This window comes from Candidatus Palauibacter scopulicola (assembly GCF_947581915.1).
GTDB classification, from domain to species: Bacteria; Gemmatimonadota; Gemmatimonadetes; order Palauibacterales; family Palauibacteraceae; genus Palauibacter; species Palauibacter scopulicola.
This window is the reverse complement of the sequence record NZ_CANPWG010000039.1, coordinates 1-26259: the sequence shown is the minus strand read 5'-3', so window position 1 is coordinate 26259 and position 26259 is coordinate 1. Positions and strand designations below refer to the sequence as shown.

The following is a 26259-nucleotide window of genomic DNA, read 5'->3' as shown; positions in this document are numbered from 1 at the left end:
CAGATCAATGCTCCCCGTCGTTTCCGGACGGCTGCCCCGCGTCCCGGCCGGGGAGGGCCGGGAGCGCTTCGTCACCTTCCACGAGCGCGCGCACGAAGGCGGTCTCTTCCCGGATGCCTTCCACCGCCTGCGTCAGGTACTGGACCTCCTGCTCCAGCGCGTCGATCCGCGCGGACTGGTTCGTGCCCGAGTCGGTGTTCCCGATCCGGCGCGCCAGGGCTTCGGAGAGGGGAGAGTCGATCACGATGGCGAGCACCGGGATGAGGACGATCAGCCCGAGGACGACCATGAAGGCGAAGGTCATCTCGGATCTCCCGTGCCGCTCATTGTCGCGCCCTCCGTGGAAGAACGTCCGCTCGCGGTGTACCTGCCGCCGGCTTCGGGACGATGTACCCGCGAACGCCGAAAGCTATCCATCTTCCGCGCGACCCGCCAAGAAGGACGCGACCTGGCGATCGGTCTCGCGGGCCAGCCGCTCCACGAGTCCCGGGCCGTAGCGGCAGAGGAAGCTGAGCGGGTTCAGCACGCGTTCCTGAGGGCGCCGCCGCGGAAAGAGGTTCGCCGCCGCGCGGCGCACCTGGCCCAGGCGGACGTCGAGCCGTTCCCGGGTCGCACGGTCCACCTGGCGGGACAGTTCGGAGGCCGCGTCGAAGATGCCCTTCCGCATCTTCCCCGCCGCCCCCCGCAGTCCCGGCACGTCTTCGGCCACGGCCGCTTCGATCGCGGCCATGCCGGCCTCCGCCTCCTCGCTGAAACGGTCGAGGGCCCGCTCCACCCCTTCCGGCCGCGCTTCCCGCGTGAGGCGTTCCACGACCGGCTCCGCCCCCGTGGCGAGATCCTGCGGTGAGAGCCCGGTCCGCTCGAGGATCCGTCGCGTGCGCGCCTCGACCAGCGTCCATGCCGCCCGCGGCTGGATGGACGGCAGGGGAACATCGAGTGCATCGAACAGCGGCCCGAGCTGGCTCCAGTAGGCGATCTCGCCGGGTCCCAGTACCGTCGCGGCCACGGGAAAGAGGTGGGACTCGAGCGCGGGGCGGGACGCGACGTTCGGCGAAAAGCCCTCGGGCGCGGCGTCCAGCCGTTCGAGCCAGATCTCCGGGGGCGCGGTCCCGTCGCGCCGGACGCGATGCCGGCCGGCGCCCTCGTCGAAGAACAGCGGCAGGGCATCGTCGACGGGCGGGATCGGCGGTTCGAAGCCCGAAGCCCGCAGCGCGTGCGCCCCCGCCGCCTCCGCCTCGACCGTTCCGTCCCAGTCGGCAAGGAGCTGCCGGTAGAGGGGGGCCGCGGCGCGGCGGACCTCGGGTCGCGCGGAATCGATCCAGGCGTATCCGCGATCGCCGAGGACGCCCAGGAGGAGCCGGGCGAAGGCCGCGGACACCGGACGTCCCTCGGCGCACGCATCTCGCACCAACTCGAGGTAGTGCGCCGTAAACTCCGATTCAGGAACGATTTCCGACAGGGCGTCGAGGACCTCCATTTCGGGACCGCGCAGGACGTGGGATCCAACGGATCGACGCTCGCCACCGGAGGGCACCGGAAGGGCGAGCGTCCGCGGCGCGTCGGCACGGTCGAGGAGCGTCGCGCTCCCCACCTCGGCCCAGTCGTGGTCGTCCGAGGCGATCCAGAAGAGCGGGACGACGGGCGCGCCGACCGCCCGCTCGAGGCGGGCGGCGAGCGAGATGGCGGTGAGCGCTTTGTAGAGGACGTAGAGGGGTCCGAGGAGGAGGACGGGCTGGTGCCCCGTCGTGACGAAGGTTCCCTGCCCTCGGAGGACGGACTCGAGACGCGCGCGGACACCGGGGCCGGACACGCCGAAGGCATCGGGTCCGAGCCGGGAGCGGCGCGAGGGCGGAGGCGGGGTCGCGGCAAGGTGTCTGGCGAGCGGAAGAAAACCGGGGTCGTCGGCTCCCAGCAGTGCGTGCGCGATGGAGCCCGGGGCACCCAGAGGCCGGGAGAGGATCGCCGGGTTCTCCGGCGGATTCAAAGCGTCCGTCCCAGCAGGAGGAGGCGAGCCGAGTCGCTCCGAAACGGCGTCCCGTCATAGCCGCCGAAGGCGTTCGTCGCTTCGAGTCCCTGCTCGCGGAGGAGGGCGCGCAGGGCCTCCGGAGAATAGAGTCGCACCCGCTCGTGATAGACTTCCGGAGCCCGGCCCGCCGTTCCGCCGATCTCGATTCGCTTGAAGACCTGGTCTCCCTCCACCCAGCGCGTCTGCCGCACGGGAGTTCCGTTGATCTCGCCCACGGACTCGGGGTCGAGGCGGTCGATGACCCAGGCCGCGTGCAGATAATCCATCAGGAAGGGGGCGCCGGGCCGCAGCACGCGCCGGATTTCCCGCAGAACCTCGATGTCCTCTTCCGGCGTGAGAAAGTAGCCGAAGGAGGTGAAGAAGTTCACGAGACCATCGAACGCTCCGGCGGCGAAGGGGAGCCCCCGCATGTCCGCCCGGACGAGGGCTCCGTCCACGCCCGGACGCGTTCGCGCCGCGTCGAGGAGCGGCGCGGAAAGGTCGATCCCGACCGCCCGCAGGCCCACCGCGCGGAGGCGCTGCAGGTGCCGTCCCGCACCGCAGGCGAGGTCGAGCACGCGGTCGCCCGCGCCGAGTCCCGCACGCTCCCGGTAGAGCGCGACGGCCCGGGCGGCCTCCTCCTCATCCCGATGCGGATAGAGTTCGAGGTAGGCTCGGCCGAACCATTCCCTGAACCACTCGGCGGGAGCGCTCGTCGGTTCGCTCACGAGCCTTTGTGGTACGGCTCGCCACGGAGGATCGTGGCCGCCCGGTAGAGTTGTTCCGTGAGGATGAGCCGGGCGACCTCGTGGGGGAGCGTCATGGCCGAGAGCGCGAGTCGCACCCGCGCGCGGGCAAGCAGCCGCGGGGCCAGTCCATGCGCCCCGCCGATCGCAAACGCCGCTCCGGGCCGTCCGTACGTCCGCAGGTCGTCGAGGTAGTCCGCGAGCGCCCGCGTGGTCCAGTACTCGCCCTCGCGCGTGAGCGCGATGAGGTCCAGGTCCTCGGGGAGCCGGCGCTCGAGGGCCGCCGCCTCCCGCTCCCGCGCCTCCGCGGCGCGGGCATCCGGGAGTCTTGCCGGGCCGATGACCACGGTGTCGTACCGGATGTACCGCCGCAGGCGGTCCTCGTACTCCTCGGTCGCCCTTCGAAGAGGGGTCGCCCGCTTCCGTCCGACCGAGGCCACGAGGATCCGCGTCACCCTTCGGCCGCCGGATCACGGTCTCTCCGGCCCGATGCCGTATCGAGAATCAGGCGTCTCACGTTTTCCCAGCCGGCCTTCCATGCGAGAGTCTCGGGGAGCACCCAGATCGGCAGGCCCGCGTCGAAGAGCGGGCGGAACCGGAAGAGATCCTTGCGTGTGGTGAGCACGCCGCCCCGCCCCGCCGCACGGATCGCGGCCGCCCGCTCCCGCGGCGATGGAATCCCGTGATCGCTCAGCGCGAGTCGCTCCCGGACCGACGCGCACGCGGCGTCGGCCTGCGCGAAGAAGAGATTGGGCTTCATGATCCCGGTCAAGGCGAGACGGGGGGCCGGGGAGCCGGTCCAGCCGCGCGCTCCCGCGTTGGCGGCCTCGACGGTTCCATAGCCGAAGGCGGCCGCCGCCATGGGCACGCCGGGAGCCAGACTCCCGACGCGGGCCCGGAGCTCGCGGTCGAAACGGGACAATTCGGCCGTCCACGGCTCTCGTCCCGTGCTGATGATCGCGTCCGCACGGAGGACGGCGCGTTCCCAGCGCTCGCGAAACGGGCCGGCCGGGAGTCGCGCGCGGTTCGTGCGACGAAGGGCGTCCCGGTCCAGGACGAGGAGTTCGAGGTCGCGGAAGAGGCGGTGGTGCTGAAAGCCATCGTCGAGGATCGCCACCGTCGCTCCCTCCGCCCCCGCCCGCCGCCCGGACCGGAGCCGGTCCGGGTGGCCGCGGATCGACGCTCCGGGCGCCTCGTGCGCGAGGAGCTGGAGTTCGTCGGCGTATCCCCGCGCCAGGATGGCCGGGTGGTGCCCGGCCTCGCGAAGCAGACGGCCGATACCGGCGGCGAGCGGCGTCTTGCCGCTGCCCCCGACCGTGACGCCGCCGACCGATATCACGGGGATGCCGGCGGAGTGCGTGCGGAGGAGCCTGAGATCGTAGAGTCGGCGCCGGGCATCGTGGGCGCCGCCGTACAGGCGGGCCAGCCCCCTCAGCGGGAGCGCCGCGCGCGGACGCCGCCACTGGCCGCGGAGGCGGAGTTCGAGCGAGCGCCGGGCCGGAGTCCGGCGGCCGGACCGTGGCAAGGGGTCCCGCCCGGCTCGCCTCCCGCTCCGCACGACTCCCGGGGGGCGGGACCAGCAGGCCTCGCGGGCAGCCTGCTCACAGCGCGCCACCTCGCGCCGGAGCGCCGCCTGTACGTCCCCCGTGCCCGGCGCGTTCTCGCCGAGGACCGGCGCGAGCGACACGAACACGGTGGCCCCGGGGGCGGGGACGAGGAAGCGATCCCAGCTCGATAGCCGCCGGCCCGAAGAGGCCGCGACGCCCACCACGCTCACGGCGCTGTCCGTCAGCTTCGCGATCCGCGCCGTGCCTTCCTTCAACGACCGTCGCGGGCCGCGCGGTCCATCCCCCGTGAGGATCACCCCGCGTCCCGCCGCGAAGGAGCGGGCCAGCTGCCGGAAGCCGGCCGAACCGCCGCGGGTGCTCGAGCCCCGGGCCACGTCATAACCGAGATGCCGGAGGACCCGCGAGATGATCTCGCCATCGCGGTCGCGGCTCGCGAGCGTCACGAGTTCCTGGCCCGCGAGGAGGCACGTGAGCGGGAGAAGGTGCTCGTGCCAGCACGCGTAGACTTCTCGCTCCAGCAGAGGCCGATACGGCCGGCCGGGGTCGTCGGGGTGCCGGAAGCGCCACGTCCGGCTGATGGGAAGGACCGTCCGCACGAGCCGGACGGCGATGCCCAACGGGATGCGGCGGGCGCTCAGCATGCCGCGCCGGGCGGATCCTCGGAATCCGGTTCCGCAAGGAGTTGGATCGCGTGCCTCGCGACGCGGGCCGCGCACCCCGGTTCCCCGAGTCGTTCACGAACGACATCGAAGCCGCGCAGCATGTCGCGACGCGCCGGCGCTTCTTCGGCGAGGAGCCCCTCGATGGCCTCCGCCGCGCGGGCGGCCGTCAGCCGGTCCTGCAGGAGCTCCGGGACGACTGGGGCCTCGGCCACGAGGTTGACGAGCACGATGGAGGGAACGCGTACGAGCCGGCGGCCGATGGCCCACTCAACTCGGCTCATGCGGTAGCCCACGACCATCGGCACGCCCGCGAGCGCGAGCTCGAGCGTGATCGTGCCCGACTTCGTGAGGGCGGCCCAGGACCGTTCAGTTGCCTCACGCGCTCCCGTGGTCGGGAAGCCGGCTTCCGCGTAGAGCGCTTCCGGGAGATGCGGCGGGCGCGCGATGATGAAGTCGAGATCCCGATGCCGCCGCGCGAGTCGGCGCGCGGCTTCCGCGAAGACCGGCAGCATGCACCGAACCTCCTGGGCCCGCGATCCCGGGAAGAGTCCCACCACCCTCCTCGCGCCGGACGGGCGCCGCCCCGCGGCCGCGCGAGCCGCGGCGCCGCTCCGGGGAGCGCGCGTTTCATCGAGGAGAGGGTGGCCGACGAACTCCGTCCGGACGCCATACCGCTCAAGGAGTGCCGCTTCGAACGGGAGCACGGTGAGGACGCGGTCGCAGTCACGTCGGAGCTTCCGGGCCCGGCCTTCCCGCCAGGCCCACACCTGAGGCGCGATGTAATAGAGGACGCCCCGCCCCTGCCGCCGCGCGGCGCGGGCAAGCCGCAGGTTGAGCCCCGGGTAGTCGATCGGAAGAAACAGCCGCACATCCTCTGTCGTGAAGAGGCGCCGGATCCTGCGCTCCAGCCGGAGGAAACCCGGCAGGCGACGCAGCACCTCCGTCCCCCCCATGACCGACAACTCGTCAAGCCCGGCGAGCCTCGACACTCCGGCCGCCTCCATCTCGCGGCCGCCGATCCCGAACAGCCTCGCCCCGGGCAACTTGCGCAGGATCTCCCGCGCAACCGCGGCGCCGTGGCGGTCCCCCGACGATTCGCCGGCGGAGATGAAGAGGGCCGGCCGTGGACGTGGGGTCAGGACACCCGGCCGAGGTAGGCCATCAGCATGAGGACGAGCGCAAGGAGAATGAGGAGGACCAGGGTCCGGGGTCCCCGCTTGACCGCCCCTCCGAGCTTCTTCCGCTCCTCACGGATCTTGAGCAACGACATGTACGAACTCCTCGATTTCGCGGGTGATCCGGATCGCGACTTCCAGCGCTTCCCTGCCCGCGCGACCCGATACCAGGCGGCTCGGACGTCCTGCGATCGCGTCGGCGAAGGCCTCGAGTTCCCGCGCGAGCGCCTCGCCGCCGCCCCCCTTCAGCGGGATACGCTCCACCATGGCCTCCACCCCCGCGATCGCGGTCCCGGCCCCTGGATCGCGCCGCCGGTAGTGTTGTCCCGTTCCGGCCGCCAGGTCCAAGCTGAAGTACCCGGAGCGCTGGAACAACCGCAGCTTGCGCAACGCCTTCAACGCCACGCGGCTCGCGGTGATGTTCGCCACGGTGCCGTCCTCGAACGAGAGGCGCGCGTTGGCGAGGTCGATCCGGGGGGTAATGACGGGCACGCCCACCGCACGCACGTCCTCCAGCGGCGCCTCCGTCAGCGTGAGGACGAGGTCGATGTCGTGGATCATGAGATCCAGGATGACCGTGGTATCCGCCCCGCGGGCCCGAAACGGCGCCATGCGCAGCGACTCGATGAACCGCGGCCGGTCCAGCCACGGATCCGCGGCGAGGAGGATGCCGTTGAAGCGCTCGACGTGTCCCACTCCGAGGACGACGCCCTCTTCCTCCGCGAGCGCGAGAATCTCGTCGGCCTCCGCGAGGCTCGAGGCCAGCGGTTTCTCGACCAGCGTGTGGCACCCCGCCCGGAGCGCGGCCGTCGCGGCCTCGTGGTGCGCCACGGTGGGCACCGCGATGACGACGGCTTCGACCCGGTCGAGCAGCGCCTCCGCCTCCGCGAAGGCCGGCACGGACAGCGCGTCCGCGACCTCCTTCCCCCGTGCGGCCGACCGGTCGTGGATCCCCGCCAACTCGAACGCGTCGCTCTGCGCCAGGAGCCGGGCGTGCTCGGCGCCCAGCCTCCCGACGCCGACGACGCCGGCCGGAATCCGGCTCACACGGGCGACCGGGTCTTCGCCTCGCGCGGCTCCGGCGGCAGGTCGTCGTCCGGCCCGACGCGGGTGGGGGTCACGCCGCGCTCGGAATCGAGGATGAACTCCACGAGTTCTCGCACTTCAGGCGTCATGTCCCCCCGCCGGACGCGATCGAGACTCGCGCGGAGGGGTTCGCCCGACCGGAAGATCGTCCGGTAGGCGGCTTGGAGGGCGCGGATCGCGTCCGGCTCGAAGCCCCGGCGCTCGAGGCCGATGCGGTTGACGCCGTACGTGCGGGTCCGGCCTCCCCCGACCAGTGTGTACGGTGCGACGTCGCGCGAGACGCGCGCACCGCCTCCGACCATCGCGTGCCGGCCGATGCGCGTGAACTGGTGGATGCCCGTCAGCCCGCCCACGATCCCCCAGTCCCCGATCTCGACGTGTCCTCCCATCGTCACGCCGTTCGCGAGCACGACGTGATCTCCGATGAGGCAGTCGTGCGCGATGTGCACGTAGGCCATCACGAGCGCGTCCGCCCCGACCGCGGTCAGGCCGCTCGCGGCCGTCCCCCGGTTCAGCGTCGTGAATTCACGCACGACGGTGCGGGGTCCGATCTCCAGGAAAGTGCGTTCCCCGGCGTATTTGAGATCCTGCGGGTCCGAACCCAGGACGGCGCCCTTCGCGATGCGCACATCCTCGGCCACGCGCGTATCCCGCTCGATGAGCACGTGCGGGCCGATTCGGACCCGTTCGCCGATCTCCACGCCGGGGCCGATCACGGTGTACGGACCCACCGTGGCGCTGGATGCGACGCTCGCCGACGCATCGACGACGGCCGTCGCGTGGCGCCCCGGAGCGTAGCCCGCCGAGGTCACCGGTCCATGACCTGCCCGAGAATCGTGGCCTCCGCCGCGATCCGGCCGTCGACCCGCGCGATCCCCTTCAGCTTTCCGCGCCTTGCCCGTCCCTGGACGAGATCGAGTTCGAGGATCAACTGGTCGCCGGGGATGACGGGCCGCCGGAACTTCACGCCGTCCACCGACAGGAAGTAGATGACCTTGTCCTCGGGGTTCTGCAGGCCGCTCATCAGCAGGACCCCCCCGCACTGGGCGAGCGCCTCGATGATGAGCACCCCCGGCATCACTGGACGGCCCGGAAAATGTCCGGCGAAGAACGGCTCGTTCGCGCTCACGTTCTTCAGGCCGACGATCCGTTGCCCCGGCTCGATCTCGAGCACGCGGTCCACCAGGAGCATCGGATACCGGTGCGGGAGGATGTTCAGAATCTCGGTGACGTCCATCACCCTTCCTCGTTCGTCTCGTTCTCCCTCGCTCCGGCTCCCCGATGACGCGATACGAGCCGGCGGGCGAGTTCCAGGTTGCCGTGATGTCCCGGCCGATCCGCGACCACATGACATTGCAGCCTCGCGCCCACGAGTGCGAGGTCGCCGATGATGTCCAGGATCTTGTGGCGCACGAACTCATCCGGAAAACGGAGTTCCTGTCCGGCCTCAAGCCCGTCTTCGGAAAGGACGAGCGTATTCTCACGGTTCGCTCCGAGGGCGAGTCCGCGCTCCCCCAGCGCCTCCGCCCACGCGGACAGGCCGAAGGTGCGCGCCGGCGCGATCTCCCGGGCGAACTCCGCGGGGTCCAGCCGGGCGCTCGCCGACTGCCGCCCGATGAGCGGGTGGTCGAAGTCGATCGTTGCCGAAATCCGGCCAGCCTCCGCGGGCAGGACATCGTACCGGGTCCCTCCGATCCGCAGGCGCAGCGGGCGGTCGATCCGGAGGCGGGGCGCGTCTGCGTCCTGTGCGACGGGTCCGGCTTCCAGCAGCCGGTCGCACCACGCTCCGGCGCTCCCGTCGAGCGCGGGAGGTTCCGGCCCCGAGACGTCGATCCAGAGGTTGTCGAGCGCCAGTCCGTGCGCGGCGGCAAGCACGTGTTCGGCGGTGCGAACGATGGCTTCGCCCTTCCTGAGGGCGGTTTCGCGGTACGCGGAGTGCACGGACTCCACCGTGGCGGGTATCTCCGGAGCGCCGGGGAGATCCGTGCGGCGGAAGCGTAGACCGCCGTGTTCGGGAGCGGGGCGCAGTCTCACGACCGAGCGCTCGCCGGTGTGTATTCCTTGCCCGCCGACCTCCACGGCCCTCGCGATCGTGCGCTGCTTCGGCGTCAAGCGCTTCCGTCGCGCGGCCTGCGCCGCCCGTCCCGACCGGCCCCGGACCGCCGCTCGAGCCGCGCGACACGATGGAAGAGCTCCGGCAGCCGGCTCAGGTGTGCGGCCTCCTTCAGCCACGACCGCTGCGGGCGGGCCGGCGTCCCGCCCACCTCCGCGCCCGGCGGCACATCCTGAACCACGCCCGTCTGCCCCGCGATGCGCGCCCCGGCTCCGATCGTCAGGTGGCCGGCCACGCCCGCCTGCCCGCCGAACTCCGTTCCGGCGCCGATCACGCAGCTTCCCGCGATGCCGACGTGGGCGGCGATGAGGCAGTCACTCCCGATCCGCACGTTGTGTGCCACGTGTACGAGGTTGTCCAGCTTGGTCCGGTCCCCGATCCGCGTGTCGTCGAGCGCGCCGCGGTCGATCGTGCAGTTCGCGCCGATCTCGACGTCGGCGCCGATCACGCAGCCGCCGATCTGCGGCACCTTGTGCGCCCCATCCGGCCCCGGCACGTACCCGAAACCATCCGTCCCGACGCGGGCGCCGGCGTGCACGCGCACGCGGTCGCCCAGCTCCACGCCGTGCAGGATGGAGACTGCGTGTCCGAGCCGGCAGTCCGCTCCGATCCGGGCTCCGCGTCCGATGAGCGTCCCGGGTCCCACCCACGTCCCGCGCCCGATCCGGGCCCCAGCCTCCACCACCGCCCCCGGGCCCAGCGATACCTCCTCGCCGATTCGCGCCCCCTCGTCGACCCGGGCGGAGGGATGGATCGCCGGCGGAGGCGCCGGCTCCGGATGGAACAGACGCACGATCCTGGCGAAGGACAGCTGGGGATCGTCGACCTTCAGGACGCTGAACCGGACGCCGCCCGGCTGGAAGCCGCGCGGGGTCAACACGGCCCCGGCCCGCGTCCCGCGGACGGCCTCCCGCATCGCTTCGCGGGCGAAGAATGAGAGATCCTCCGGACCGGCTACGTCGAGCGAGGCCACTCCGGTCAACCGGCGGTCGGGATCCCCCAGTACATCCGCGCCCACGCGATGCGCGAGGTCGGCGACCGTGAACGCCGGCATTCGGGGAACGGAGCCGGAGCTGCGCCGGGCCGCTAGCCGCCGGGCGTGGCCGAGAGAGCGGCGAGATCGACCCCGAGACGCTCGAGCACGGAGGTGGTGATGTCGAGCGAAGTGTCCGCCGCCACCAGGCCCGCGGCGACGTCGAGGACGATCGAGTAGCCGCGTTCCGCCCGGATCTCCTCGATCACCTCGTTCACGCGGACCACGATCGGTTCGAGCAGTGCCGCGCGACGCCGATCCAGTTCCCCCATCAGTTCCTGCTGTCTCGTTGTGGCCTGCTGCTGCCTGTCGCGGATCTCCTGCTCCCTCTGCTGGCGTCCCGACGGGTCGAGCAGGGACTGCTGCTGTTGATACGTCTCGATCAGAGAATTGATCTCGACAGCGAGCGAGTCCAACTCACTCTCGAACTCGTCGGAAACGCGCTGGAACGCGACGCCGGCCGAATCGGCGCCGGGCGCGACGGGGAGGATCGCCTGCGTGTTCACGTAGACGATCGGCGTCCCCTCGGGGGGCAGCGGGACGAGCTCCAGCACCGGTGGCGCCCCCGCCGGCTCCTGCCCGGCCAGAGGGCCCGCGAGCAGCGCGCCAAGCGCGAGCGCGCACATCGCCGCCGACCCCGCGCCCCTGTGGATCCAGTTCATGTCGGTATCCCTCTCGGTTCAGAACACGCGTCCGAACTTGAAGTGCAACTGCCAACCCGGATCCGGCCGGCCCAGGACGTCGCGCCGATCGAAGCCGTATGCGTAGTCGAGACCCAGCGGACCGAACGGCGTCACGAGACTCGCGCCGATCCCTGCCCCCACCAGGAGGTCCGTCGGGTTGAGCTGGCTTGCGTCCAGCCAGACGTTCCCCGCGTCCATGAAGGCGCTCATGAAGATGCTGCTCGTCAGCTTGATCCCGAAAGTCACCCCCGTGCGGAAGAACGATTCGCCCACGCGGTCGAGGTCGCTGAAGGGCGCGTTGTCCGGGATGTGCCCCGACGGTGTGATCGAGGCCTCGTCGTACCCTCGTAACTGGATCCCCGCCTGCGTGCCGCCCGCGTAGTAGCGTTCGGTGAAGAACGGATTCCGGCCGAGGATGAGCCCCGCCTCGAAGCTGAGGCCGAAGGTGAGTTCGATGGGCGGGCTCGTGCTCCCCGGGCCCCCGCCGAGCCGGCCCACCGGCACGAACCACTCACTCGTCAGGTCGAGCTTCTGGTAGTTCCCGTCGCCCCCCAGAAAGCCGCCCGTCTGCCGGAACGCGATCTGGTTGCGGGCGCCAGCCGTCGCGAACAGGGGATTGTTCCTGCTGTCCTGGACCAGGCGCCCGGAAAGCGTGGACCGCAGACCGGAGAAGAGCGAAAAGCGCCGCCCGATCACGTTCGTCGTGTCCAGCCCCCGCACATCGTCGTCGAAGAGCGAGTAGCCCACGAACACGCGCGTGTTTCGTATCCCGAAGATGGGGACGCCGAGCTCGGTCAGGCCGCCCCTCTGGCGGCGGTCCCCGAGGCTGAAACCGGTGAACTGATCGCGCGAATCCCGGAGCGAGACGTTGGCGGAGTAGTGGCTTCCGAGGAGTTCCGGATCGGAATAGCTGATGTCGAGGTCGCGCTGCCGGCGGCCGAAGATCCAGCGGAAGCTCCCCGTCTTCGCGAGTCCGAAGAGGTTCGGCTGCGTATAGCCGATGAACCCCGCGAGCCCCGTGTAGCCGGAGGCTGTGATCCCGAAGTTCAGCGTCCCCGTCTGCTTCTCCTGCACGCGCAGCGAGATGTCGATATCCCCGTCCGGACGCGGGCGGATGTCGATCGCCTCGTCCGGCGGCAGGGGCTCGAAGAAGTTCAGCCCCTGGATATTCTGGAACGACTGGATCAGGCGTTCCTGCGAGTACACGTCTCCGGGGAAGATGAGCAGGCGGTTCCGGATCACGCGGTCGTGCGTGGCCGTGTTCCCCTCGATCGCGATCTCGCGGATGTAGCTCCGCGGGCCTTCCTGGATGACGAGGTGGGCCGTGACGCGCGGCGACTCGCCCTCGGGGACGTCCACGCGCCGCACGTCCGGCGTGACGCGGGACCCCAGGTATCCGTTGTTCCGGTACAGGTCGCCGAGGTCCGCCGGCGACGCGTAGAAGGCGGTGAAGTTGAAGGGCGGATACTCCTCGTCCCCTTCGGCCTCGTGCTGGCCGCGGCGGACGATGGGCTCGATCGTCGCGAGCGGGAACGCGCGGTTGCCCGTGATCCTCAGGTCCTCGAGCAGATAGCGGGCGCCCTCCTCGACGCGGATCTCGATGCGGCCCTTCCCGGTGAGGCGGTCCGATATGACCGTATCCCCGAGGACCTCGAAGTCGAGATAACCGTTCGCGCGGTAGAATTCCGGGAGCCGCTCCGTCAGGTCGCGCCGGAACTCATCCTTCTTGAGCTCGCCGGAATCGAACCAGAAGAACCCCTCCTCGTCCGTGCCCATCGCCGCCCGCAGTTCCGCGTCCGTGAAGGCTGCGTTCCCCTCGAACGTGATCGCCGTGACCCCGAGCCGGGGCCCCTCGTCCACGTCGAACACGACGAGCAGGTCGGGAGGAAACGCGGGGTCCGGGCGGATGAGCGTATCCACGCTCGCGGTCGGAAAGCCCTCGTTCGACAGCAGTTCGAGGAGCGTGACCCTCGCGCGCCCGATTCGGCTGGGGTCGAGCGGACTGTTGCTCGCGAGGCCGATGGTGTCGCGGATGACATCTTCGTCGACCCGTTCCAGTCCACGGAACGCGTACTGCGTGATGTAGGGCCGTTCCTCCACGCGGATGTAGAACACGCCGCGCTCGGGATCCTCCGACTCCACCACGCCGACCTCGACATCCGAGAAGTCCCCGGAGCTGAAGAGGCGGCGGATCGCGTCCTGGATCTGGGGCTGCCGCACGACGTTGCCGGCGCGGAGCCCGCTCCGGGTGACGATGATGTTCGCGGAGTGGCGCTGGTTCCCCACCACCACGACCGAATCGACACGGACGGAGGACTGGTCGAGCTGAAGCTGCGCCGCCGCGGGCTCTGCCGCGGCGAGCCCGAAGATCAGGCCCGCCAGCCACAGTCCGCCCGCCGCGCCGGCAGGCGGCCGTCGGCGGTTCATTTCGCCGAGGACGTCGTGGGCGTGGCGAACACCAGGCTGTCCTCGTCTTCGGCGATGTCCACCCGGATCCGGTCGCCGGGCTCGAAATCGGCCATCAGGATCCGCTCGGAGAGCGCATCCTCGACATGCCGCTGAATCGTCCGCTTGAGCGGGCGCGCCCCGAACTTCTCGTCATAGCCACGGTCCACGAGGAAACGGATCGCCGCATCGGTCAGCTCCAGCTCGAGACTCTCCTCCGCAAGTCGCTTCTGCACTTCCCTGAGCTGGATGTGCACGATCTCTCCCAGCTGCTCCTTCGACAACGGATGGAAGACGATCGTCTCTTCGACCCTGTTCAGGAATTCGGGCGTGAACACGCGGTCGATCTCGTCCGAGACTCGTTCCCGGATCCGCTCATAGTCGATCCCGCCCGTATCTTCCGTGAACCCGACACGCGTCGAGCTGCCAATGTCACGGCTTCCGACGTTGGAGGTCATGATGACGACGGTGTTCTTGAAATCGATGACCCGCCCGTAGTTGTCCGTGAGCCGGCCCTCGTCGAGAACCTGGAGGAGGATGTTGAAGACATCCGGATGCGCCTTTTCGATCTCGTCGAGCAGGACGACGCTGTAGGGTCGTCGCCGGATGGCCTTCGTGAGCGCGCCGGAATCCTCGTAGCCGACGTAGCCCGGCGGCGCGCCGATGAGACGGCTCACGGAGAACTTCTCCATGTACTCCGACATGTCCACGCGCACGAGTGCGCTTTCCTCCGCGAACAGGAAGCGTGCCAGGGCCCGCGCGAGTTCGGTCTTCCCAACCCCGGTCGGCCCGCAGAAGATGAAGCTCCCGATCGGCCGGTTGGGATCCTTCAGCCCCGCCCTACCGCGGCGGATGGCGCGACTCACCGCCTCGATGGCCTCGTCCTGTCCGACGACGCTCTCGTGCAGTTCGTCCTCCATGCGGAGCAGGCGGTCCGTTTCCGCCTCGCGCAGCCGGGTCACCGGAATCCCGGTCCAGCGACCGACGATGAAGGCGATATCGTCCTCGTCTACCGTGGGGCGGTACTCGGCCCGCGCGCGTTCCCACTCGTCGCGCCGGCGCTTGATTTCCTCCTGAACCTCCTTCTCGCGGTCCCTGAGGTAGGCGGCGCGCTCGAAGTCCTGGTCGCTGATCGCGGCGTCCTTCCACTCCGCGAGTTCCTCGAGCTTCGTATGAAACTCCTGCACCTCGGCGGGCGGCACCTGCGCGGCGAGCCTCGACCGGGCACCCGCCTCATCGATCACGTCGATGGCCTTGTCCGGGAGAAAGCGGTCCGTGATGTAGCGCTCCGCCAGCCGGGCGGCGGCGGAAAGCGACGCATCCGGGATCTCCACGTTGTGGTGGTCCTCGTAGTACTTCCGCAGGCCCTGAAGGATCTCGACGGTTTCGTCGATCGTCGGGGCTTCGACGATCACGGTCTGGAAGCGGCGTTCGAGCGCCCCGTCCTTCTCGATGTACTTGCGGTACTCGTTCAGCGTGGAGGCGCCCACGCACTGCAGCTCCCCCCGCGAGAGGGCCGGCTTGAGCATGTTCGACGCGTCGATCGCGCCTTCCGCCGCGCCCGCGCCGACGAGCGTGTGCAGCTCGTCGATGAAGAGGATGACGCCCTTCGCCTGCGAGGTCTCGTTGACGATCGCCTTGAGGCGCTCCTCGAACTGACCCCGGTACTTCGTGCCGGCGATGACCGCCGCCATGTCGAGCGCGAGGACGCGGTGCCGCTTCAGGCTGTCCGGCACGTCGCCCCGCTGGATGGCCTGGGCGAGCCCTTCGACGATCGCCGTCTTGCCCACTCCCGGCTCGCCGATGAGCACCGGGTTGTTCTTCTTGCGGCGCGAGAGGACCTCCATCATGCGCTCGATCTCGCCCAGCCGCCCGATCGTCGGATCGAGCTTTCCCTGCCTCGCGAGCTGCGTGAGGTCGCGGCAGAAATGGTCCAGCGCCGGGGTCTTCGACTTCTTGTCGCCCTTCTTGCCGGACGAACTCGCGGGGTCGGAAACGGAGGCCGTGGCGGGCGTGCCGCCGGCCGGCATGTCCGTTCCGAGCAGCTTCAGCGTCTCCGCCCGCGCGCCGTCGAGCCCGATGCCGGCCTCTCCGAGCACCTTTGCCGCGAGCCCCTTCTCCTGGCGGAGGAGACCGAGCAGGAGGTGCTCCGTCCCCACGTAGGTGTGGTTGAGCTCCTCCGTTTCGGCCATCGCGTGCTCGAGCACGTTCTTGGCCTGCGTCGTGTAGGGGAGTTCACCGATCGACGAGCTGCTCTTCCCCGTCCGGATGTTCCCTTCCACGAGCCGCTTCAACTCGTCGAGGTCGGCGGACAGGTTGGCCAGAACCGCGGCGGCGACGCCCTCGCCCTCCCGGATCAGGCCGAGGAGGATGTGCTCCGTGCCCACGTAGTCGTGCTTGAGGCGGATGGCCTCCTCGCGCGCCATGGCGAGCACCTTCCGAACCCGATCCGTGAAGTTGTAGTTCATCCGCGCCTCATGTGGCGTCGACGTAACGGCCGGCGGCGTGACTCAGTCCGATCCCCCCACTACGCAAGGGCTCTTCGAACGTAGCTGGCGCGGAACGCGTCCGCATCCGCCTCGTCGAGCCGGCGCCCGGCGGCGCGCGCGAGATGTGCGGTCTGGGCATGGATCATCATGCGGCTGATCACATCTACCCGAGGCGTTTTCAGAAGTTTCAGCGAGATGCCGAGCCGGACTCCGGAGAGGAGGTTCATCATCTCCTCGAAGGGCAGGCTTCTTGCGTGACACAGGATGCCGTAGGCCCGCCACACCTTGTCCTCGAGCACGTTCGGCGCCTCGCGCAGCAGGACGGCTCGCGCCTGCTTCTCGTATCCGATCACGCGGCCCACCAGGCGTTCGAGCTGGTCGATCAGGTCCTCCTCGGTCTTGCCCAGCGTCGTCTGGTTCGAAATCTGGAACAGGTTCCCGACGATCCTCGAACCCTCTCCGTATAGACCCCGGTAGGTCACGCCGAGTTGCCCCATCCCTTCGAGCACCTTGCGGATCTGCCGGGTGAGGACGAGGCCGGGCAGATGAATGAAGACGGAGGCCCGCAGCCCGGTCCCCACGTTGGTCGGACAGGAGGTGAGGAAGCCGAACTCCTGGTGGAAGGCGTACGGAAGACGGGCGCCGATCTCCTCGTCGAGCTGGTCGAGGTCGCGCCACGCCGCCGCGAGCTGAAAGCCCCCCCGCAGCGTCTGCAGCCGGAGGTGATCCTCTTCGTTCACCATCATCCCGAGGGCCCGCGTCCGGGACAGGGCGAGGCCCGAGCCGCGACGCGGGCCCGTTTGGGGTTTGCCGATGAGTTCCTTGCTCACGAGACGCCGCTCGAGCAGGAGGAGGCGGTCCACCGGGTCGAGGCGCGAGATCTCCCAGAAGTCGACCTGTTCGAGCACGCCCGCGGCCTCCGTCGCCACCCGCGCCTTCTCGAGCAGGGCTTCGCGCTCTTCTCCCGTCGCGTGGGCCGAGAACGAATATCCCTGGAGGTTGCGGGCGAGGCGTACGCGACTCGAGACGACGATGTCGCCGTCCGGCCCTTCTTCATCGAGCCAGTCGAGACCGTGGGTCCCGATGGGCGGCGCGGCCGCGGGCCCGTCCGTCACGACACTTCCGTCAGCGCGTGGATCGCGTCCCTGAGGTCCGCCGCGGACTCGAAGTCTTCGATCTCCACCGCCCGCTCGAGCCGTCGGCGGAGGGTGGAGAGGCGGACCTGCTCCGGATCCGCGTCCGGAGCCGTGCTCACGTACACCTTCCCCATGTGCTGCGAGGAGCCATGCACGCGGCGGAGGAGCGCACGGAGCTGGCGGTCGAACTGCGCGTAGCACTGCGGACAGCCCAGTCTCCCGGACTTGCGGAAGTCGCCGGCTCCGGTGCCGCAGTACTCGCACGCCTCGCCGGCCTCGTCGAACAGCGTCTCGCCGGCGCTCCCGCCGAGGTGCGCCAGCAGGTCCGCCATGGGCGCGGATCCGCTGCCGGCCGACACCCCCTTCAGCGTCGCGCAGGTCGAACAGAGATTGAGCGTACGCATCTCGTTGTTCTCAATCTCCGTGAGGGTGATCGTCGCCTTGCGCTCCCCGCAGTTCTCGCAGTCCATCCGTTTCTCCGTTACGTCGCCCGGCGCGCCGTCACGCGGCGACGAGTGCCCCGCTCTCGATGCGCAGCACCCGACCCGCACGCCCCGCCAGCTCACGGCTGTGTGTCACGACGACCAGCGCCGCGCCGTGTCCGTCCACCAGCTCGAACAGCAGGTCGTGCAGGCGCAGCGTCGCCTCGGCGTCGAGGTTCCCGGACGGCTCGTCCGCCAGCACGAGCGGGGGCGCGTTCGCCAGCGCCCGTGCCACCGCGACCCGCTGCTGCTCTCCGCCGGAGAGCCGGCGCGGCCGGTGGCTCGCCCGTTCCGCCAACCCCACCTGGGCCAGCAGTTCGGCCGCCCGGTCGCGGGCTTCCTCCCGCGACGCCCCCGCGATCAGCCGCGGCAGCATGACGTTCTCCAGCGCCGTAAAGTCGCGCAGCAGGTGATGGAACTGGAAGACGAAGCCGACGAACCGGTTCCTGAGTTCGGCGAGCCGCTCTCCGCCGAGTTCCGACACCCGTTCGCCCCCGAGCCAGACGTCTCCCGCCGTCGGCCGGTCGAGGGCGCCAAGCAAATGTAGCAGCGTGGACTTCCCGGACCCACTCGGACCCACGATCGCGAGGGCGTCCCCCGGGTCCACGGTGAGGTCGATTCCCTTCAGGACGGGGAGGAGGCCGCCATCCGGGCTCGGGAAGGTCCGCTCGAGTCCCGCCGCCCGCACGGCGGCCGTCTCCCCTCCCTCCCGATCCGCGGTCATTCGTGCCGGATGGCGTCGACCGGCGCGAGCGCCGCGGCCTTTCGCGCCGGATAAATGGTGGCCAGGTAGGAGATGAGCAGCGATCCGAGGATGATCAGGGTGACGTCGATCGGCGCGAGCGAGATCGGCAGCCGGTCGATGAAGTACACGTCGCTCGGCAGGGAGATGAACTCGTAGCGGGACAGGGCCCAGGCCAGGATAGCGCCGAGCGTGGCGCCGAGGGTCGTACCGACGACGCCGATGAAGAGCCCCATGTTCGTGAACACCCTGCCGACGCTGCCGGCGCTCACCCCCATCGAACGGAGAATGCCGATCTCGCGCGTGCGGTCCGCGACCATCATCACCAGCGTCGAGACGATGTTGAACGAAGCGACGAGGACGATGAGGATGAGGACGACGGCCATGCCGAGCTTCTCGAGCCGGAGCGCGGAGAAGAGGCTCCGGTTGAGTTCCTGCCAGCCCTCCACCCGGTAGGGCCAGCCGAGGGCCTCCTCCAGCCGCGCGGACACTTCCGTCGCCCGCCACGGGTCGCTCACGTCGAACTCGATCCCGGTCACGGCATCGCCGAGTCCGAACAGCGCCTGCGCCTCGGCGAGCGGGGCCATCGCAAGCTCGTCGTCGTACTGGTAGAGGCCCGTCTGGAAGATCCCCGTGACCTCGAAGCGTCTCAGCGAGGTCGAGAGCCCCGCGGCGGAAAGCGTCGCGTCGCGGGTGGAGGCCGCGACGATGACCTTGCCCTGGTAGAGGCCCATCCTCTGGGCGAGACCCCGCCCCACCACGATGCCCGGATTGCCGGATTCGGTCGCCCCGAAGGGCGGTTCCCCGATGATGAGGTGCTCCATGAGCCCGGCGATGCGCATCCCGTCCGGGTCGTCCGGGATCCCGCGCAGGACGACGGATTCGTTGTAGCGGTCGCCCTGCTGCGTGAGGATGACGTTGTTGAAGGCGAACGGGGAGGCCGCGACCACATCGTCATCCTCCCGGACCCGGTCGAGGACCGTCTCCCAGTCGGCCATCTGGAAGCCGCTGTCGAGTTCCATCACGTGCGCGTGCGGACCGCCGCTGAGGATGCGGTCCCTCAGGCTCTCCTGGAGGCCGTTCAGGACGCCGATGACGACGATGAGGGCCATCACGCCGACGGCCACGCCACCCACGGCGAGACTCGAGATGAAGGCGACAAGCCTCGAGTCCTTTTCGTCCACGGTGCCGGCGCTGGCGAGGGGCCGCCACGGCCGGCGGAGGAAGCGGCCGAGGGCCCGGAAGCCCCCGAAGACCGACATGCGGCGCCCGGTCCCCCGCAGGTAGCGTCGGGCGACGAAACGCTCGAAGCGCCCCCGCCCCCCGCTCACGGGCGTCCCTCCTCCGGACGGAGGATGGGGAAGAGGACGACGTCGCGAATCGACGTCTGTCCCGTCATCAGCATCACGAGGCGGTCGACCCCGAGCCCGAACCCGCCCGTGGGAGGCAGCCCGTATTCCAGCGCCCGCACGTAGTCCTCGTCGATCTCCATCGCCTCCTGGTCGCCCGCTTCCCTCAGCCGTTGCTGCGCCGCGAACCGGTTCCACTGGTCCGCCGGGTCGTTGAGTTCGCTGAACGCGTTCACGAGTTCGAAGCCGCACGCGATGACCTCGAAACGCTCCGCAAACGCCGGCTCTTCCCGCTTCGGTTTCGCGAGCGGGCTCATCTCGATCGGGTGACCGTACACGAAGACCGGGTTCGTGATCCGGCCTTCAACGAGATCCGAGAACAGCGCGTCCAGCAGTTGCACCCGCGAGAGTTCGTCCGCGTCGGCGCGCCCGGTCTTTCGAGCGAGTGCGCGGAGATCTTCGTCTCCCGCCTCCCGCGGATCGACTCCGGTGGCCTCCGAGAACGCCTCATCCCAGCGGACCCGCGGCCAGGGAGCGGCCAGATCGACCTCCGTCCCGTCGTACGCGAAGCGCGTCGTCCCCATTACCTCCCGCGCGACATCGCCGATCATCGTCTCCGTGAGCCTCATCACGTCCTCGTAATCGGCGAACGCGAAGTACAGCTCGAGCATCGTGAACTCGGGGTTGTGCGTGCGGTCGATCCCCTCGTTGCGGAAGTCGTGGCCGATCTCGTACACGCGGTCGAGATTCCCGACGATGAGCCGCTTCAGGTAGAGTTCATCGGCGATCCGCAGGTACATCTTCCGGTCGAGCCGGTGGTGGTGCGTGGAGAAGGGCCGGGCGAGCGCGCCCCCGTAGAGCGGCTGCAGGATCGGCGTCTCCACCTCGAGGAAGCCGCGTGCGTCGAGCCAGCGGCGGAGTTCCGTGACGACTCTGCCCCGGATCCGGAACACCTCGCGGACGTCCGGGTTCACCGCCAGGTCCGCGTACCGCTGCCGGTAGCGCGAGGCCTGGTCGCTGAACCCGCTGTGCACGACGCGCCCCCCATCCTCGCCGACCTCCTCCTTGCCGAACGGGAGCGGGCGGAGGGTCTTGGTCAGGAGGGTGAGCGATTCCGCGCGCACCGTGACTTCGCCGCGCCGGGTCCGGAAGACGGCCCCCTCGACCCCGATCCAGTCGCCGAGGTCGAGCAGGTCCATGAGCGCGGAGCCCTCATCGCCGAGGAGGTTGCGCCGCAGGTGGATCTGCAGCCTCCCGTCGCGGTCGCCGACATGCGCGAAGGCGCTCCCTCCGAGATCGCGGTAGGAGAGGATGCGGCCCGCCACCCGGACCCCCTCGAGTTCTGGAGAGTCCCCGTCGTCCGCCGCCCCATTGGCCGCCGCCCCGTCGTCCGCCGTCTCCATCTCCTCGAACGCCGCGAAGGCCTCGCGCAGCTCGTGGGACCGGTCGAAGGCCTGGCCGTAGGGCTCGACGCCGAGTTCGCGCAGCCGGGCGAGTTTCGCGAAACGGTCCCTTACGGGCTTCGGCCGCTCGCGCGACGCGTACCAGCAGTCGGTACAGAGGCCGTCGCGGAGTCCCGGGAAGGCGGAGCCGCAGGGGGGGCAGATCACCAGCCCGTCTTGCCGGATTCCCGTCATGCGTCCGTCTTGCCGGATTCCTGGAGAAACGCCTGGATGAAGCCGTCGATCTCGCCGTCGAGCACGGCGTCGACGTTGCCGACCTCGAGGTTCGTCCGGTGGTCCTTGACCATCTTGTAGGGCTGCAGGACGTACGACCGGATCTGCCGGCCCCACTCGATCCGCGTCTTCGCCCCCTCCAATTCGGCCCGGCGCGCTTCCCGCTCCTCGACGGCCCGCTGGTAGAGGGCGGCCTGCAGCATCTTCATCGCCTTGGACTTGTTCTTGTGCTGGCTGCGCTCCTGCTGGCACGAGACGACGATGCCCGTCGGGAGGTGCGTGATGCGCACCGCCGAGTCCGTCTTGTTCACGTGCTGGCCTCCCGCCCCGGAGGCGCGGAAGGTGTCGACCCTGAGATCCTCATCGTTGACCGCGACCTCGATGTCCTCATCCACGACGGGATAGACAAAGACCGAGGCGAACGAGGTGTGACGGCGTCCCTGCGAGTCGAACGGAGAGATGCGCACGAGCCGGTGGACGCCCCGTTCGGCGGAGAGGTACCCGTAGGCGAACTGGCCATCCACATCGAGCGTGGCCGACTTGATGCCCGCTTCCTCGGCCGGGAGGAGGTCCATGACCTCGACATCGTAGTCGTGCTGCTCCGCCCAGCGCAGGTACATGCGCATGAGCATCTCCGCCCAGTCCTGCGACTCCGTCCCGCCGGCGCCCGGGTTGATCGTGACGAGCGCGCTGCGGTGGGCGTCCTCCCCCCGCAGCATGTTCCGCGACTCCAGGCGGGAGGCTTCCGTTTCCGCCCGAGCGAGCCCCGCTTCGAGTTCCGCCTCCAACTCGGCGTCGTCTTCCCCCTCGAGCAGCAGCGCCATCTCGAGCAGGTCGTCCACGCGGGCGGACCCGTCGGCCCAGGGACGGGTCCAGCTCTTGAGAAGGTTCGCCTCGTCGATGACCTCTTTCGCGCCGTCGCGGTCGTTCCAGAAGTCGGGGGCCGCCATCCTCTTCTCGAGCTCCGCGATGCGGATCAGCTTCCCGGGGATCTCAAAGATACCCCCGTAGCTCATCGAGCCGGCTGCGCAGCGCCTCCGCGCGTTCCTTCCGTCTCGCCAACTCCGTCATTTCCGGCTCCCGTCCCTTCGCTCGAGCGTCAGGTTTGCGTGGCGTGCGAGACGTGTGCCGTCTCGGAACCGCACCGGCGGTAATAGACCACGTTTCCCCCCGGAAGGCGAACTTTCCGAGCCGGGCGGCGGGGCCTTGCCGGGGCTTCTAGACGAGGTCGAAATCGATCCGCCGGGCGCCGCGATCCACGCGGGCGACCTGCACCTCCACGGGATCCCCCAGCCGGTAGCTCTTCCGCGTGCGGCGGCCCCGGAGGGCATGCTTCGCCCGGTCGTGGACGTAGCGGTCCCCCGCGAGGCGGCTCACATGGACGAGCCCCTCGATGTCGTACGCGTCGAGCCGGACGAAGAAGCCGAAGCGGGCCGTGGCGCTGATCGTGCCCTCGAAGTGGTCGCCCACGCGCCGGCCCATGAACTCGACCTTCTTGAGTTCCACCGAATCCCGCTCCGCCCGGGCCGCGTTCTCTTCGCGCGCCGAAGCGTGCCGGGCCGTCGCCGAGAGCCATTCCCGGTCGATGTCGCGGGCGCTGCGCGGCTCCGCCAGCCATCGGGCCATCTGCCGATGGACGACGAGGTCCGGGTAGCGGCGGATGGGCGAGGTGAAGTGGAGGTACGCCGGCGATGCGAGCCCGAAATGGCCCTCGTTGTCCGTCTCGTAGCGTGCCTTCGCGAGGCTCCGGAGCACCTGAACGGAGATGACCGGCTCCTCTACCCTGCCCTTCACCGCGTCGAGGAGGCGCTGGAAGTCGCGCGGGCGCGGCTTCCGCTGCGGGAAGGAGAGTCCGAACTCGACCGCCAGGAGGCGCAGCGCGTCAAGCTTCTCGGGGTTCGGTTCCTCGTGGATGCGGTAGAGGACGGGCACCCCCTTCTCGATCGCCCAGTTCGCCGCTGCTTCGTTCGCCGCGATCATCAGGTCCTCGATGAGCCGGTGCGAGTCGAGCCGCTCGCGCCGCCGCACGTCGACGGGAGCCCCCTCCTCGTCAAGTACGATCCGGGACTCGGGCAGATCGAAGTCGAGGCTCCCGCGCGCCCTGCGCCGCTGACGGAAGCTACGGCTCGCCTCGAGCAACGCCCGAAGGTCCCCGCGCAGGCCCGGATCCCGCTCCGTCGCCGGCGTACGCTCGCCGTCCAGCGCTTCCTGCGCCTCCTCGTAGGAGAGCCGGTGCGCGCTCCGGATGACGGCCCGTGCGAAGCGCGTCCCGCAGAGCGTTCCACCGCGGTCGACGGTGAGGAAGGCGGCGAGCGTCAGCCGGTCTTCGCCGGGCACGAGCGAGCAGACGTCGCTCGACAGCGCGTGCGGGAGCATGGGGAGCACCCGATCCACCAGGTATACGCTCGTGCCGCGCTCCCGGGCTTCCGCGTCGAGCCGGTCTCCCTCGCGCACGTAGTGCGATACGTCCGCGATGTGGATGCCGATCCGCGCCCCGCCCCCGGCGAGCCGCGCGATGGAGATGGCATCGTCGTGGTCGCGGGCGTCCACGGGGTCGATCGTGAGCACGCGGTCGCTCCGGCAATCCTCCCGGCCCTTGAGATCCGCCGGCCGGATCCCGCGCGCGGCCAAGGCCGCCGCCGCTGCCTCGACGGCTTCGGGGAACGCATCGCGGATCCCGTACCCGACCTGGATCGCGAGCACCTCCACGCCGGGATCTTCGGAGGGGCCGAGCACGCGTTCGACGCGGCCCGCCGGGCCCGGACCCTCTTCCCCCCAGTCCGTGACCTCGACGAGCGCGAGGTCGCCGGACTCGGCCTCTCCGCGGTCGCGCGCCGGGATGAACACGTCGATCCCGAGCTTCGGCCGGGTGGCGGCGAGCCAGCCGTGGCCGCGCTCGCCGCGGAAGACGCCGACGACACGACGATGGGCCCGGTCGAGCACTTCGACGATGGTGCCGCGGGGCCCGCGCCGTCCGCGGTCTTCGATCCGCACCGCGACGAGGTCGCCGTCCACGGCCGTGCCGAGATCGCGGGCGCGTACGAAAACGTCCTCGCCCCCCTCGTCCGGGATGACGAAACCCGCGCCGCTCTCGATCCGCTGCAGCCGTCCGCTGATCCGCCCGCGGCCCCGGGACCGTTCGCGCCCCCCGGATCGTCCGCGGTGCCGCGAGCGTCCGCGGCCTCGGTTGCGTTCTCCGGGGGTCAGAGAGGCTTCGCCTCGTCGATGAGCATGATCGGGATCCCCTCGTCGACCTCGAACTTCAGGCGGCAGGGGTGACAGAGCAGGGCTTCCTCTCCCTCCCCGGCGCGGTACTCCAGTTCGCCCTTGCACTTCGGGCACGCCAGGATCTCAAGCAGTCTGTCGTCGAGGGGCATCAGTTCTCCTGCGCCGGAACCCGGAAACCGAGCACCCTAAGATGGTGCGTTTTCTTCCGCCAGTTCGGGAGGACCTTGACCCGGAGCCGGAGATAGATCCGCCGCCCGAGGAAGCGTTCGATCTTCACGCGCGAGCGGGTCCCGAGCTTGCGGATCGTCCTTCCGCCGGCGCCCACGACGATGCCCTTCTGCGACTCCTTCTCCACGTGGATCAGCGCCTCGATGTACGTGGGCCTTCCCCCCTCGCGGTCGCGGAACTCCTCGATCCGGACGGCCACCGCGTAAGGGACCTCATCCGCCAACTCCTCGAGACAGGTCTCCCGGATCATCTCTGCGACGAAGTGCCGGACCGGCGCATCGGAGAGCTCATCCACGGGGTACAGGGGCGGGGACTCCGGAAGGCGCGCCGACAGGGCTTCGAGCAACTCCGGCACCCCCTCGCCGCTCGTGGCGCACGTCTCGTATACCCCGTCCCAGTCGCCACCCGCGAATCGGGCCCGCATCTCCTCGATGCCCGGTGCCGCGAGGCGGTCGATCTTGTTGAGGCAGAGGATCTTCGGAACGCTCACCGAATCCGCGAACTCGACGGCCCAGTCGAGGCTCGGCTCGAACCCCGCGTCGGTCACGGCGAGCACGAGATCCGCGTCTTCCAGCGCCGAGAGCGCCTCTTCCCTCATCGACCGATGCAGGGTGTAGCGGGGCTCCAGGAGGCCGGGCGTGTCGATGAACACGGCCTGCGCGGCTTCGTCCGAGTAAATCCCGAGGAGGCGCCGCTGCGTCGTCTGCGCCCGCGGCGTGACGGCCGCGAGCCGTTCTCCGAGGAACGCGTTGAGCAGCGTGGACTTCCCGACGTTGGGAAGCCCGACGATGGCGACGAAACCGGCCCTGAACGTCATGGGCGAACCACGGGCTGGAGCAGGCCGGCGACGATGCCGGAAGGTTGAACAAGAAGGTGAGTGACTTGCGGGAGGTCCAGGTGTGCCTTTCTCATCGAAAGGACATCTCCCTAGAAAGGAGGTGATCCAGCCGCAGGTTCCCCTACGGCTACCTTGTTACGACTTAGCGCCAGTCACTGAGTTTACCTTCGACGGCTCCCTCCCGAAGGTTAGGCCACCGGCTTCGGGTACCCCCAGCTTCCATCGCTTGACGGGCGGTGTGTACAAGGCCCGGGAACGTATTCACCGTAGTATGGCTGACCTACGATTACTAGCGATTCCGGCTTCATGGAGTCGAGTTGCAGACTCCAATCCGAACTTGGACCGACTTTTTGGGATTCGCTCCACCTCGCGGTATTGCTGCCCTTTGTGTCGGCCATTGTAGCACGTGTGTCGCCCTGGACATAAGGGCCATGATGACTTGACGTCATCCCCACCTTCCTCCGGTTTATCACCGGCAGTCCCCCATGAGTCCCCGGCATGATCCGCTGGCAACATAGGGCAAGGGTTGCGCTCGTTGCGGGACTTAACCCAACATCTCACGACACGAGCTGACG

General features: G+C 69.7%; 24 protein-coding genes and 1 rRNA gene. All 25 read right to left on the bottom strand.

Annotated features, from left to right (window positions below; all coding sequences use genetic code 11):
• Positions 1–4 precede the first annotated feature (4 nt).
• Positions 5–304 carry a hypothetical protein gene (locus tag RN743_RS07540; protein ID WP_310778331.1) on the bottom strand — a complete coding sequence of 100 codons (300 nt, stop codon included), beginning with the start codon at positions 302–304 and terminating at the stop codon, positions 5–7.
• A 105-nt stretch (positions 305–409) separates the two neighbouring features.
• Positions 410–1984 (bottom strand): bacillithiol biosynthesis cysteine-adding enzyme BshC, encoded by a 1575-nt coding sequence (gene bshC, locus RN743_RS07535; RefSeq protein WP_310778328.1) that lies wholly within the window; start codon positions 1982–1984, stop codon positions 410–412.
• Positions 1981–2733 carry a class I SAM-dependent methyltransferase gene (locus tag RN743_RS07530; RefSeq protein ID WP_310778325.1) on the bottom strand — a complete coding sequence of 251 codons (753 nt, stop codon included), beginning with the start codon at positions 2731–2733 and terminating at the stop codon, positions 1981–1983. The genes bshC and RN743_RS07530 overlap by 4 nt, the downstream gene beginning before the upstream one ends.
• Positions 2730–3206, bottom strand: coding sequence for a 23S rRNA (pseudouridine(1915)-N(3))-methyltransferase RlmH (locus RN743_RS07525; RefSeq protein ID WP_310778322.1), 477 nt, complete (start codon positions 3204–3206; stop codon positions 2730–2732). The genes RN743_RS07530 and RN743_RS07525 overlap by 4 nt, the downstream gene beginning before the upstream one ends.
• Positions 3203–4960: a tetraacyldisaccharide 4'-kinase gene (locus RN743_RS07520; RefSeq protein WP_310778319.1), complete on the bottom strand. Its 1758-nt coding sequence runs from the start codon at positions 4958–4960 to the stop codon at positions 3203–3205. Before RN743_RS07520 ends, RN743_RS07525 begins: the two co-directional genes overlap by 4 nt.
• Entirely contained in the window at positions 4954–6090 is a 1137-nt protein-coding gene (gene lpxB, locus RN743_RS07515; RefSeq protein ID WP_310778604.1) for a lipid-A-disaccharide synthase, read from the bottom strand. The genes RN743_RS07520 and lpxB overlap by 7 nt, the downstream gene beginning before the upstream one ends.
• Before the next feature lie 26 nt (positions 6091–6116).
• On the bottom strand, positions 6117–6251 hold the full coding sequence (locus RN743_RS07510) for a hypothetical protein (RefSeq protein ID WP_310778316.1): 135 nt from the start codon (positions 6249–6251) through the stop codon (positions 6117–6119).
• Positions 6229–7203: a Gfo/Idh/MocA family oxidoreductase gene (locus tag RN743_RS07505; RefSeq protein WP_310778313.1), complete on the bottom strand. Its 975-nt coding sequence runs from the start codon at positions 7201–7203 to the stop codon at positions 6229–6231. Before RN743_RS07505 ends, RN743_RS07510 begins: the two co-directional genes overlap by 23 nt.
• A complete protein-coding gene (gene lpxA, locus RN743_RS07500) occupies positions 7200–8054 on the bottom strand; it encodes an acyl-ACP--UDP-N-acetylglucosamine O-acyltransferase (protein ID WP_310778311.1) in 855 nt (284 codons plus the stop codon). The genes RN743_RS07505 and lpxA overlap by 4 nt, the downstream gene beginning before the upstream one ends.
• Positions 8051–8479, bottom strand: coding sequence for a 3-hydroxyacyl-ACP dehydratase FabZ (fabZ, locus tag RN743_RS07495; RefSeq protein WP_310778602.1), 429 nt, complete (start codon positions 8477–8479; stop codon positions 8051–8053). The genes lpxA and fabZ overlap by 4 nt, the downstream gene beginning before the upstream one ends.
• On the bottom strand, positions 8479–9354 hold the full coding sequence (gene lpxC, locus RN743_RS07490) for a UDP-3-O-acyl-N-acetylglucosamine deacetylase (protein ID WP_310778306.1): 876 nt from the start codon (positions 9352–9354) through the stop codon (positions 8479–8481). Before lpxC ends, fabZ begins: the two co-directional genes overlap by 1 nt.
• Positions 9351–10409 (bottom strand): UDP-3-O-(3-hydroxymyristoyl)glucosamine N-acyltransferase, encoded by a 1059-nt coding sequence (lpxD, locus tag RN743_RS07485; protein ID WP_310778303.1) that lies wholly within the window; start codon positions 10407–10409, stop codon positions 9351–9353. Before lpxD ends, lpxC begins: the two co-directional genes overlap by 4 nt.
• 32 nt (positions 10410–10441) lie before the next feature.
• Positions 10442–11050, bottom strand: a complete 609-nt coding sequence (locus RN743_RS07480) for an OmpH family outer membrane protein (protein ID WP_310778300.1) — start codon at positions 11048–11050, stop codon at positions 10442–10444.
• 18 nt (positions 11051–11068) lie between these two features.
• Positions 11069–13498: an outer membrane protein assembly factor BamA gene (bamA, locus tag RN743_RS07475; protein WP_310778297.1), complete on the bottom strand. Its 2430-nt coding sequence runs from the start codon at positions 13496–13498 to the stop codon at positions 11069–11071.
• Positions 13495–15984 carry an ATP-dependent Clp protease ATP-binding subunit gene (locus RN743_RS07470; RefSeq protein ID WP_310778294.1) on the bottom strand — a complete coding sequence of 830 codons (2490 nt, stop codon included), beginning with the start codon at positions 15982–15984 and terminating at the stop codon, positions 13495–13497. The genes bamA and RN743_RS07470 overlap by 4 nt, the downstream gene beginning before the upstream one ends.
• 59 nt (positions 15985–16043) lie before the next feature.
• Positions 16044–17120, bottom strand: coding sequence for a protein arginine kinase (locus RN743_RS07465; protein ID WP_310778291.1), 1077 nt, complete (start codon positions 17118–17120; stop codon positions 16044–16046).
• Positions 17117–17611: a UvrB/UvrC motif-containing protein gene (locus RN743_RS07460; RefSeq protein ID WP_310778290.1), complete on the bottom strand. Its 495-nt coding sequence runs from the start codon at positions 17609–17611 to the stop codon at positions 17117–17119. The genes RN743_RS07465 and RN743_RS07460 overlap by 4 nt, the downstream gene beginning before the upstream one ends.
• Positions 17612–17642: 31 nt before the next feature.
• Positions 17643–18347 (bottom strand): ABC transporter ATP-binding protein, encoded by a 705-nt coding sequence (locus tag RN743_RS07455; protein WP_310778287.1) that lies wholly within the window; start codon positions 18345–18347, stop codon positions 17643–17645.
• A complete protein-coding gene (locus RN743_RS07450) occupies positions 18344–19696 on the bottom strand; it encodes an ABC transporter permease (RefSeq protein WP_310778284.1) in 1353 nt (450 codons plus the stop codon). The genes RN743_RS07455 and RN743_RS07450 overlap by 4 nt, the downstream gene beginning before the upstream one ends.
• Positions 19693–21351, bottom strand: a complete 1659-nt coding sequence (gene lysS, locus RN743_RS07445; RefSeq protein ID WP_310778280.1) for a lysine--tRNA ligase — start codon at positions 21349–21351, stop codon at positions 19693–19695. Before lysS ends, RN743_RS07450 begins: the two co-directional genes overlap by 4 nt.
• A protein-coding gene (prfB, locus tag RN743_RS07440) for a peptide chain release factor 2 (protein ID WP_343219003.1) occupies positions 21348–22461 on the bottom strand; the annotation gives its coding sequence in 2 pieces (ribosomal slippage) (positions 21348–22385 and positions 22387–22461; 1113 coding nt in all). The genes lysS and prfB overlap by 4 nt, the downstream gene beginning before the upstream one ends.
• 147 nt (positions 22462–22608) lie before the next feature.
• Positions 22609–24507, bottom strand: coding sequence for a ribonuclease R (gene rnr / locus RN743_RS07435; protein ID WP_310778598.1), 1899 nt, complete (start codon positions 24505–24507; stop codon positions 22609–22611).
• 86 nt (positions 24508–24593) lie between these two features.
• Positions 24594–24767: a Trm112 family protein gene (locus RN743_RS07430; protein WP_310778274.1), complete on the bottom strand. Its 174-nt coding sequence runs from the start codon at positions 24765–24767 to the stop codon at positions 24594–24596.
• Positions 24767–25663: a GTPase Era gene (gene era / locus RN743_RS07425; protein WP_310778271.1), complete on the bottom strand. Its 897-nt coding sequence runs from the start codon at positions 25661–25663 to the stop codon at positions 24767–24769. The genes RN743_RS07430 and era overlap by 1 nt, the downstream gene beginning before the upstream one ends.
• Before the next feature lie 114 nt (positions 25664–25777).
• Positions 25778–26259: ribosomal RNA gene (locus tag RN743_RS07420) — 16S ribosomal RNA — on the bottom strand; the annotation flags it as partial.